At 61.8% G+C, this 7,324-nt stretch carries 5 protein-coding genes; 3 read left to right on the top strand and 2 right to left on the bottom strand.

The genetic code is table 11. The features are described from left to right. Positions 1-262: 262 nt before the first annotated feature. A complete protein-coding gene (locus ABLU67_RS22870) occupies positions 263-1,687 on the bottom strand; it encodes a 6-phospho-beta-glucosidase (protein WP_202019341.1) in 1,425 nt (474 codons plus the stop codon). Between the two features lie 26 nt (positions 1,688-1,713). Further along, positions 1,714-3,156, bottom strand: coding sequence for a PTS cellobiose/arbutin/salicin transporter subunit IIBC (ascF, locus tag ABLU67_RS22865; protein WP_004104835.1), 1,443 nt, complete (start codon positions 3,154-3,156; stop codon positions 1,714-1,716). Between the two features lie 256 nt (positions 3,157-3,412). On the opposite strand from ascF, the gene ABLU67_RS22860 reads away from it, so the two are divergent. From ABLU67_RS22860 to hypF, 3 genes are all read left to right on the top strand, one after another. Next, on the top strand, positions 3,413-4,426 hold the full coding sequence (locus tag ABLU67_RS22860) for a LacI family DNA-binding transcriptional regulator (protein WP_025107280.1): 1,014 nt from the start codon (positions 3,413-3,415) through the stop codon (positions 4,424-4,426). A gap of 134 nt (positions 4,427-4,560) precedes the next feature. Next, the gene (hydN, locus tag ABLU67_RS22855) at positions 4,561-5,088 is read left to right on the top strand and encodes an electron transport protein HydN (protein ID WP_032750977.1); all 528 of its coding nucleotides are present in this window, start codon (positions 4,561-4,563) and stop codon (positions 5,086-5,088) included. Positions 5,089-5,100: 12 nt separating this feature from the next. Further along, on the top strand, positions 5,101-7,320 hold the full coding sequence (gene hypF / locus ABLU67_RS22850; RefSeq protein ID WP_232553119.1) for a carbamoyltransferase HypF: 2,220 nt from the start codon (positions 5,101-5,103) through the stop codon (positions 7,318-7,320). Positions 7,321-7,324: the final 4 nt, after the last annotated feature.

Genomic DNA, 7,324 nt, shown 5'->3' with positions numbered 1-7,324 from the left:
GCAAGCGTACTTTTTTCCCGGGTCGCGGCGTAAACGCCTTACCCGGGCTACCGGTCCGCGGGCGTTGATGAACCTGTAGCCGGAAGTTCGGCCAGGGGGAGCAAGTGTGCTTTTTCCCGGGTCGCGGCGTAAACGCCTTACCCGGGCTACCGGTCTGCGGGCGTTGATGAACCTGTAGCCCGGCTAAGCGTAGCGCAAGCCGGGAAAATTTCCGTTTTGCAGGTGTTTGTTAAGCTGAGGCTCCCTCAGTCCGCGGGGCACACTACGCCAAATCTTCCCCATTGCTGGCAATCACCTTCTTATACCACCAGAACGACTTTTTGCGTTTTCGCGCCAGCGTGCCGCGTCCGGCATCGTCGCGGTCGACGTAGACAAAGCCGTAGCGCTTGCTCATCTCGCCGGTGGAGGCGGACACCAGATCGATACAGCCCCAGCTGGTGTAGCCCATCACCGGAATGCCATCCTCGATGGCGTCACCCATCGCTTTAATATGCTCGCGCAGATAGCTGATGCGATAGTCGTCATTAATCTCGCCGTTAGCGTCAATCTCATCCCGCGCGCCGAGACCGTTTTCCACGAGGAACAGCGGTTTCTGGTAGCGGTCATACATCATATTCATGGTGATGCGCAGGCCGAGCGGGTCGATGCCCCAGCCCCATTCGCTGGCCTGAATATGCGGGTTCTTCAGCGATTTAACGATATTGGCGGCGCTGGTGTTGCCGGCGTTCATCTCCGCCGACGCGCAGCGTGAAGCGTAGTAGCTGAAGGAGACGAAATCGACGGTATGGCGCAGGATCTCATCATCGCCCGCTTCTTTGGCGATGGTCACGCCTTTCTCGCGGAATACCCGCGCCGCCCATACCGGATACGCGCCGCGCGCCTGGACATCGATAAAGAACAGGTTCTCGCGATCTTTCTCCAGCGCCATCCACACGTCTTCCGGCTTACAGGAGTAGGGGTAGAAGTTGCCGCCCGCCAGCATACAGCCGACCTGATTTTGCGGATTCACCTCGTGGGCGATTTTGGTCGCTAAGGCGCTGGCGACCAGTTCGTGATGGGCGGCCTGGTATTTCACCTGCTCCTGATTTTCCCCCTCTTCAAACACCAGACCGGCGCCGGAGAACGGGCTGTGCAGCATGATGTTGATTTCATTGAAGGTAAGCCAGTATTTCACCAAGCCATCAAAGGCTTCAAAGCAGGTGCGGGCGTAGCGGGTGAAGAACTCCACCATTTTTCGATTGCGCCAGGAGCCGTACTCGGTGACCAGGTGCATCGGCACGTCGAAATGGCACAGCGTCACCAGCGGCTCGATGCGGTGCTTTTTGCACTCCTCGAACAGCGAGCGATAAAAGGCGATCCCTTCCGGGTTCGGTTCCAGCTCATCGCCCTTAGGAAACAGACGGCTCCAGGCGATAGAGGTGCGGAAGACGCTAAAGCCCATCTCCGCCATCAGGGCGATATCTTCTTTATAACGATGATAAAAATCGATCGCCTCGTGGCTCGGGTAGAACTCATCGTCGCGCAGCGCGAAGCGTTTCTCCTGCCCCAGCTTGACCGCCAGGCGGTGCGCGCCGTGGGGAATCATATCGACGGTGGTCAGCCCTTTGCCACCCTCCAGATATGCCCCTTCGGACTGGTTGGCGGCCAGTGCGCCGCCCCATAAAAATCCCTGTGGAAAAGTCGCCATGCGTTACCTCGTTAACAAAATGGTGTTCAGGCGTGAGAAGCCTGGGTGCCGGCCTGGCGCTGTCTGGCGTCGGCGGCGGCTTCTTCTTGCGGAATATCTTCAAAGCCAAGCATCAGCGTCAGGACAAACGACAGCACTACCGCCAGCGCCATGACGCCGAAGACCCAGACGATGGTCATCGGATTGGCCGGGTCGAAAAACTGGACGCTGGTAAACAGCCCCGGCGCCGCCATTGAGTGGCTGGCGAGCCCGGCAATACCGGCCACCGCGCCGCAGATAAAGCCGCTGATCAGGCTGGCGATCAGCGGTCGCTTCAGCCGCACCGCCACGCCGTACAGCGCCGGTTCGGAAATCCCCGCCAGAATCGCGGAAGCCGCGGCCGCCAGCGCCGTCTGGCGCAGCTCCGGGTTTTTGGTTTTCCACGCCACCGCCAGCGACGAACCGCCCAGCGACAGATTAGCGCCGATTTCCGACGGCATTACCATGCCCTCTTTGCCGGTTTCGGCGATGGTCTGAATGATAGTCGGGGTAAAGACCCGGTGCATCCCGGTCATCACCAGCAGCGGCCACAGCGCGCCCATGATCGCCACCGACAGCCAGCCGAGATAGCTGTGGATCGTATAGACCAGCGCGGAAATGGCGCTACCGATCCAGATGCCGAGCGGGCCAATCAGCAGAATCGACAGCGGAGCGGCGATCAGCACGATCAGCATCGGTTTAAGGAAGTTTTTTGTCACCGCCGGGGTGATACGGTCGACCCAGCGTTCGATATAGGAGAGACACCAGGTCATCACCAGCGCCGGGATCACGGTATAGGTGTATTTCACCGCCGTCACCGGAATAAAGGCGAACTCCACGTGCTCGCCCTGGGCGGCTTTGGCCATCAGCTCGATAAAGCTCGGGTGTACCAGCACCCCGGCAATCGCAATCGCCAGCGACATATTGGTTTTGAACTTCACCGCCGCGGAGGCCGCGACCATCAGCGGCAGGAAGAAGAACGCGCCGTCGCCGATCACCGTCAGAATAGTCAGCGTTGGCGCGCCTTTGGGCAGCGCGCCGGTCATCTCGAGGATCATTGCCAGCAGCTTAACCATCGATCCGCCGATAATCGCCGGGATCAGCGGCGACATGGTGCCGATCAGCGCGTCGAGGATCCCGGCGCCGATGCGTTTCAGGGTAATGGGCGGTTTCCCCTGCGGTTCGGCGGGGCGCAGATCCCCCGGCAGCAGCGCGACCACTTCACGATACGCCTGGGAGACGGTATTGCCCACGATCACCTGGCACTGGTTATCGCTACGTACGACGCCGAGCACGCCTTTCAGCCCTTTGAGGGTGGCGCTGTCGACCCGCTCGTTGTCTTTGACCACGAAACGCAGGCGGGTCATGCAGTGGGTGACGGCGGCAACGTTATCTGCGCCGCCAATTGCCGCGATAATCTGCTGCGCCAGAGCTGCATAATTTTTAGACATCGGATTTTATCCTGTTTATCAATGGGGTACTGGCTTGTCGCCGCGCCGGAAAGCGGAGCGGCATCACGCATACATAGGAAACCGGTTCCACAAAATCATGATTAGTTTCATGAATGCATACAAGAAATAAAAAAATAAGATCTCGATTTTGTGATTTTGATCGCTGTGTGCGCATCAGCGCGGGCGACGCGCAAATGCTGAAAAAGCGCAGCGCGTGCAGTACACTGCGGGCAACATTGGCAACAGGAATAACCACATGGCAACGATGCTGGAGGTAGCGAAGCGCGCGGGGGTGTCAAAGGCCACCGTTTCGCGGGTGCTGTCGGGGAACGGCTATGTCAGCCAGGAGACCAAAGATCGCGTCTTCCAGGCGGTGGCCGAAAGCGGCTACCGGCCGAATCTGCTGGCGCGCAACCTGGCGACGAAAAAGACCCAGACCCTCGGGCTGGTGGTGACCAACACCCTTTATCACGGCGTCTATTTCAGCGAACTGCTTTACCACGTGGCGCGGATGACCGAAGACAAAGGGCGGCAGCTGATCCTCGCCGACGGCAAGCACAGCGCGGAGGAGGAGCGCGAGGCGATTCAGTATCTGCTCGATCTGCGCTGCGATGCGATTATTATCTATCCGCGCTTTCTCAGCGTTGATGAGATGGATGAGATTATCGAAAATCACGAGCGGCCGATCATGGTGCTCAACCGCCGCCTGCGCCGCAACGCCAGCCACTGCGTCTGGTCCGATCAAAAGGCCTCGGCGATGATGGCGGTGGAAAAGCTTATCGCGCTGGGCCATCGGGAAATCGCGTTTATTACCGGTTCGCTGGATTCGCCAACCGGCGTAGAGCGCCTCTCGGGCTATAAAGACGCGTTGGCCCGCGGCGGCATTGCCCTGAATGACTCTCTGATCGTCGAAGGCCGCTGGACGCCGGAAACCGGCGCGGCGGGAGTCGAGACGCTGCGCCAGCGCCGCGTCGGCTATAGCGCGCTGGTGGCGAGCAACGACGATATGGCGGTTGGCGCGATGAAGCAGCTGCATCAGCTCGGCGTCAAGGTCCCGGAGCAGGTTTCGGTGGTGGGCTTTGACGATATCGCGCTGGCGCCGTTTATGGTGCCGGCGCTCTCCAGCGTCAAAGTCCCGGTGACGGAGATGATCAAAGAGAGCATTAACCGGCTGATCTTTATGCTCGACGGCGGCGATTTTAAATTTCAGCAAACCTTTTCCGGCGAGCTGATTGAACGCGACTCGATGGTGCCCGGCCCGCACGCCTGACGTCGTCAGCTGTCATCGTCACAACTGACGATGACAGTATCTCCCGTATTTATCTTCTTTAATATCAGTTAGATAAAAGTTGGAACGCATTATGCATACTCCGGCGCGTAACCTTCTTACAGCTGGAGAAATGGATGAACCGTTTCATTATCGCCGACGCGAGCAAATGCATCGGCTGCCGCACCTGTGAAGTGGCCTGCGTGGTCTCTCATCAGGAAAATCAGGACTGCGCTGCGCTGACGCCAAAAAGCTTTTTACCGCGTATTCACGTGATCAAAGGTGTCAACGTGTCGACGGCCACCGCCTGCCGTCAGTGCGAGGACGCCCCGTGCGCCAACGTCTGTCCGAACGGCGCGATCGGCCGCGATCGGGGCTTCGTCCACGTGATGCAGGAGCGCTGCATCGGCTGCAAAACCTGCGTGGTGGCCTGTCCCTACGGCGCCATGGAAGTGGTGGTGCGCCCGGTTATCCGCCACAGCGGCGCAGGGCTGAACGTGATGGCGGAAAAAGCCGAAGCTAACAAATGCGACCTTTGCCACCACCGTGAGGAAGGCCCGGCCTGTATGGATGCCTGTCCGACCCACGCGCTGATTTGCGTCGACCGCAACAAGCTCGAACAGATGAATATCGAAAAACGCCGCCGCACCGCGCTGGCCTGGTAAGCCGGTCGCGCAATGAACGGGGTGCAAATCCGCATTCGCGGTAAAGTGCAGGGGGTGGGATTCCGCCCCTTCGTCTGGCAGCTGGCGCAGCAGCTGGGGCTGCGCGGCGACGTGTGCAACGACGGCGACGGCGTGCTGGTGCGCCTTGTCGGCGATGATGCGCCATTTCTCGCCGCGTTAACCCGGCGCTGCCCGCCGCTGGCGCGTATCGACAGCGCGGCAGCGGCGCCTTTTGTCTGGGCCGCGCCGCCGCCGGGCTTTACCATCCGCCAAAGCGGGGCCGGAAGCATGCGCACGCAGATTGTGCCCGATGCCGCTACCTGCCCGGCATGCCTGGCGGAGATGAACAACCCGCGGGAGCGCCGCTACCGCTATCCGTTTATCAACTGCACCCACTGCGGGCCGCGCTTTACCATTATTCGCGCTATGCCCTACGACCGCCCGCTGACCTCTATGTCGCCGTTTCCTCTTTGCCCCGCCTGCGCGACGGAATATGGCGATCCCGCCGATCGCCGCTTTCACGCGCAGCCGGTAGCCTGCGCCGAGTGCGGGCCGCAGCTGGAGTGGCGCGGCCCGCAGGAGCATTTATTTGGCGAGGCCGCCTTAGATGCGACGATTGCTCGCCTGCTGGCGGGCGATATTGTGGCGGTGAAGGGGCTGGGCGGTTTCCATCTGCTGTGCGACGCCGGAAACCGCGAGGCCGTGGCGAAGCTGCGGGCGCGCAAGCATCGCCCGGCGAAACCGCTGGCGGTGATGCTGGCGACAACGGCGGGGCTCGATGAACCGGCGCTGACGCTGCTGACCTCTCCCGCCGCGCCGATCGTGCTGCTGGAGAAAACGCAGGTGGCCGGCCTGTGCGACCAGATTGCGCCAGGGCTTGCGGAAGTAGGGGGGATGCTGCCGTCTAATCCACTGCAGCATTTACTTTCGCAGGCGCTGGCGCGCCCATTAGTGATGACCTCCGGCAACCTCAGCGGCCGCCCGCCGGCGTTAACCAACGCCGAGGCGCTGGCGGATTTAGCCGGAATTGCCGACGGATTTCTGCTGCATAATCGCGAGATTGTGCAGCGGATGGATGATTCCGTGGTGCGGCAAAGCGGCGAGATGCTGCGCCGTGCCCGTGGCTACGTGCCTGACGCGCTGGCGCTGCCGCCGGGTTTCCACGACGTACCGCCGCTGCTGGCTCTCGGCGCGGATATGAAAAATACGTTCTGCCTGCTGCGCGGCGATGAAGCGGTGCTCAGCCAGCATTTTGGCGATCTCGATGAGGAGGGCGTCGAGGCGCAGTGGCGGCAGGCGCTGCGTCTGATGCAGGAGATTTACGCTTTTACCCCCCAGCGGGTGGTTGCCGACGCCCATCCCGGCTACCGCGCTTCGCGGTGGGCGGCGTCGCTGGCGCTTCCGGTGGACCGCGTGTTGCATCATCATGCCCACGCGGCCGCCTGCCTGGCCGAGCACCGCTGGCCGCGGGAGGGCGGCGACGTGATTGCCCTGACCCTCGACGGTATCGGGATGGGGGAAAACGGCGAGCTGTGGGGCGGCGAGTGCCTGCGGGTCAACTATCGCGAGTGCGAGCATCTCGGCGGTCTGCCGGCGGTGGCGCTGCCCGGCGGCGACCTCGCGGCGCGTCAGCCGTGGCGCAATCTGCTCGCCCACTGCCTGGCCTTCGTCCCCGAGTGGCAGAATTATGCCGACACCGCCGCGCTGCGCCAGCAAAGCTGGCCGCTGCTGGCGCGGGCAATCGAGCGCGGTATTAATGCGCCGCAGGCATCGTCGTGCGGCCGTCTGTTTGACGCCGTCGCCTGCGCGCTGGGCTGCGCTCCGCTAACCCTGAGCTATGAGGGGGAAGCGGCGTGCCGTCTGGAGGCGCTGGCGGCGACCTGCGAAGGAGTTGAGCATCCGGTGACCCTGCCGTGGCGCGATGGAAAACTGGATCTGGCGACGTTCTGGCAGCAGTGGCTGAGCTGGCAGGCGAGCCCGGCGCAAAAAGCGTGGGCCTTTCATGATGCGCTGGCCCGCGGGCTGGCGGCCATGATGCGCGATTGCGCGAACGCGCGGAATATTCACACGCTGGCCTTCGGCGGCGGGGTACTGCACAACCGCCTGCTGACGGCGCGATTGACCTTTTATCTGGCCGATTTTACTCTGCTCTTTCCGCAGCAGCTGCCCGCAGGCGATGGCGCGATTGCCTTCGGCCAGGCGGTTATCGCTGCGGCCCGCCTGCAGGCTTAAAGGA

The organism is Klebsiella sp. GN_Kp190 (assembly GCF_040061795.1).
GTDB classification, from domain to species: Bacteria; Pseudomonadota; Gammaproteobacteria; order Enterobacterales; family Enterobacteriaceae; genus Klebsiella; species Klebsiella michiganensis.
Note: the sequence above shows the minus strand (reverse complement) of the source record. Positions and strands in the feature narration are given on the sequence as shown.

What these genes read in the sequence shown, in the direction of transcription:
- hypF (WP_232553119.1), top strand. Translation starts at nt 5,101, where the DNA reads ATGAACGGGGTGCAAATCCGCATTCGCGGTAAAGTGCAGGGGGTGGGA.
- ABLU67_RS22870 (WP_202019341.1), bottom strand. Translation starts at nt 1,687, where the DNA reads ATGGCGACTTTTCCACAGGGATTTTTATGGGGCGGCGCACTGGCCGCC.
- hydN (WP_032750977.1), top strand. Translation starts at nt 4,561, where the DNA reads ATGAACCGTTTCATTATCGCCGACGCGAGCAAATGCATCGGCTGCCGC.
- ABLU67_RS22860 (WP_025107280.1), top strand. Translation starts at nt 3,413, where the DNA reads ATGGCAACGATGCTGGAGGTAGCGAAGCGCGCGGGGGTGTCAAAGGCC.
- ascF (WP_004104835.1), bottom strand. Translation starts at nt 3,156, where the DNA reads ATGTCTAAAAATTATGCAGCTCTGGCGCAGCAGATTATCGCGGCAATT.